Consider the following 3,117-nt stretch of genomic DNA (forward strand, 5'->3'; position numbering starts at 1 on the left):
AAAAGGTCCAGGATTCCATAATTGAGACCCTGACCTACTACGACTTTCCACGTGAGTATAGAATCCGCATCAGGACCAACAACGCCCTCGAACGGATCATGAAAGAAATCCGCAGGCGCACGAGAGTTGTTGGCGCTTTCCCAGATGGCCATTCAGCTTTGATGCTGTGTGCTGCGCGGCTGCGTCACATAGCCGGGACACAGTGGGGAACAAAGCGGTATCTCAATATCGATCTTCTCAAAGAACCGGAATTGAACCAGAAACTTGAAGTGGCCGAGGTAATCTAACCGAAACAGGCACTGCTAACATAAAAGCGAAAAATCCTTTACACTACCAAATGGCTGAGGGATCAAGGTCTCGTATCTGTCAAAGAACAGTGGGTGAAGATCCATTACCCGGCTACGGCTCGGTAACTTCATCGAACCGCCGTATGCGGACCCGCATGTACGGTGGTGTGGGGGCTGGGGGGCTAAGACCCCCGGCTACCCGATTAGCAGATGCTATAAGTTCAATTCCTCAATGAAGTAGGAGCCAAAAGAATAACAGCGGTAAGGATCAATTCTATCTTTGGTGTAATATCCTTTGAGTTGGATTATTACGTTGGAACAAATCCGTTCATAGAATTTCAGTGGGTAAACAAGGTGCCTTTCGCCCTATTGCTCTTCGTCTACACTTTTCACTTTTGTGCAATGCAACTTCTGTGAAATGTGTAGACGCGAACCCTTTGTCTTTTCCCTCACTGTAGATGGCCAGTAAAGGAGAGACTTTGTTCTTCTTCCAGTTTAATAGGCTGCATAGCTTGATTGTTTGCAAGTTTTATTTTTAGCTTAATAAAGTGCTTCTCTAGAATGTGCCAACTTATAAGTGACCCAATTACTGTCAATCCTGTTGTTGTGGCAAAGAATATGCCTGCATTTAATAATGCGTAACCTGGCGCATCTTCAAAGTAAATAGCATACAAACCAGCAGTAATTGGCATATGGATTATATACATAGAATAACTGTACTTTCCAAAAAACTTGGCTAATTTATTATCAAATATCTTATTAATTAAACTTGTTGTGTCTACAAACATAACAACATTTAATATTGCGGTGAAGAATACACCGTATACCGTATAAGATATTACGTGATGAATATTTTCATTGATGTTCCAAATTAACAGCAAAGAAGTAACTAAACTTATAAGTCCTGAAATTAATAACATAACATACTTGTGCTTATGTAAATAATTATTAAAACTTATAGATCTCAAACCGTATGCTAGAAGGCATCCAAAAAATATTGAATCAATTCTACATAAAGTAAATCTGTCAGCAAGTGATGGTCTAATATGTGAATATAGAATGATATAACTTCTTAGCATTATCGCGATAATAATAAAAACTATAGATATAATAATTACCTTTTTAGGTTTTATAAAATATACTATAAGCGGCCAAATTAAATAGAAATGCTCTTCTACTGCTAAAGACCATAGATGACATAACAAATAGTCTTGTAATGTTCCTGAGCTATAAAACATGTTTTGTAAATAGATAAAATAAACATATAAGCTAGTAATATTAAATCTAACATAACTAACTAGCAATGGAACCAATATAACTATCGCTAGTAAATAAATATAGTATAGTGGGAATATTCTTAATACTCTTTTGATATAAAAAGCTTTAAAGTAATTATTGGAATTAACTTGGTTTATTAGAATTCCGGTAATTAGGAAACCAGACAAAACAAAGAATAAATCTACACCGTATATGCCAAATCCAGCTATTGAATCTAGCATCTTAATACCAGGGTCAGCGCTGTACCCTCTATTAACTATGAATGTATGAAACGTGTGTATTATTATTACCAGTAATATAGCATAGCCTCTAATTCCATCCAGTGCTGGCACAAAGCCATTTATGTTGTCAATATTTTTCATCAAGCCCCCGGTAGAAGCGTGCCTACTTTTTTAAAATCGTGATACTATACTTGCCAAAGTCACAGTTCATGAAATCAGGTAAAACCCTTCTGGAGATTGCCTAGAGTCCCTCCATCAGAGCTCTCTATATAAAAAATCTATGGGTTAAAATTTTGCTCGTCGACAACCCCTTGATTTAAGTTACATACTTGTTAAGTAGCTCTGCGTCACCCGCGTACCTGCGTTTTGCCTGCTTTATTTTTGTATACGTGCAACTCTCGAACTAGTCCACAAAATTAAAATTTTAATAAATACATTAGATTGAATTTCTATAATTATGAGTGACTTAAGTGAACGACGCGACCCCTTTGTCTTTCCCCTTCAGCAGCAGAATACCAGCAACTCCTTATTGAAGGGTTCACGCGCGCGTGAACTGTTGATCTTCCCAAATTGGTTATTCTACCGGATCCTCTCAAGCACGATAAAATCTTGTTCTTCAAAGGTGATCAGAATGACACAATTTGGATAAGGCACTGTATTTTATAACTTATTTCTTAGTATAAATGTTCCATCTGGCTTGATGAGCGGTTTTCTGCTCAACATTTTGTGACATCCTCAGCAATCCGAATTTATAACGGTTTTAGACTTTGGTCAATGAAAGATGGCTTATAATCGCCATGTTGTCAATCGGCATTGAAAATTGACCCACCATCGGCGTCCAAAATTGACCCACCCCAGGCAGTAGTTTTCAGTTATTGATTCTGGTTCTGATCCTCCAGCTTTCGTTTCCGGTTTCGACGATTTCGCAGTGGTGGGTGACCCTATCCAGCAGAGCTGTGGTCATCTTCCCATCGCCGAACACCTGTGGCCACTCTCCAAAGGTCAGATTGGTCGTTATGATGAGTGAGGTCGTTTCGCAAAGCTTCGAGATCAGGTGGAACAGAAGCTGCCCCCCGCTCTTGGAGAAAGGCAGATAACCCAGTTCATCCAGCACTATCAGATCATGTCTGGCTAGATGTTCTGCGAGCTTTCCGCCCCTGCCTGCCAGCTTCTCCTGCTCCAGCTGATTTACCAGATCGACCACGGTGGATTCAAATTGCAAGTGCACCACGTGAATTTTGAAAGAAGACTTCGTGTGGTGTCTGGTAGTTAAGGCATTTTCTGGGTCGATGATTCACCTTTTCAATTATGAAATGCAGTTCTTCTTCAGT

At 39.4% G+C, this 3,117-nt stretch carries 2 protein-coding genes and 1 pseudogene; 1 reads left to right on the forward strand and 2 read right to left on the reverse strand.

Going from position 1 to position 3,117, the window contains the following annotated elements:
* Window positions 1-287, forward strand: a 287-nt coding sequence (locus tag ML541_RS18765) for a transposase (RefSeq protein WP_243375586.1), incomplete at its 5' end; no start/stop codon positions are given.
* Between the two features lie 449 nt (window positions 288-736).
* On the opposite strand, the gene ML541_RS18770 is transcribed toward ML541_RS18765, so the two are convergent.
* Window positions 737-1,927, reverse strand: a complete 1,191-nt coding sequence (locus tag ML541_RS18770; RefSeq protein ID WP_243375589.1) for an acyltransferase — start codon at window positions 1,925-1,927, stop codon at window positions 737-739.
* 727 nt (window positions 1,928-2,654) lie between these two features.
* Window positions 2,655-2,990, reverse strand: a pseudogene (locus tag ML541_RS18775) (ATP-binding protein); the annotation flags it as partial.
* Window positions 2,991-3,117: the final 127 nt, after the last annotated feature.

This window comes from Geotalea sp. SG265 (assembly GCF_022808985.1).
GTDB lineage: Bacteria > Desulfobacterota > Desulfuromonadia > Geobacterales > Geobacteraceae > Geotalea.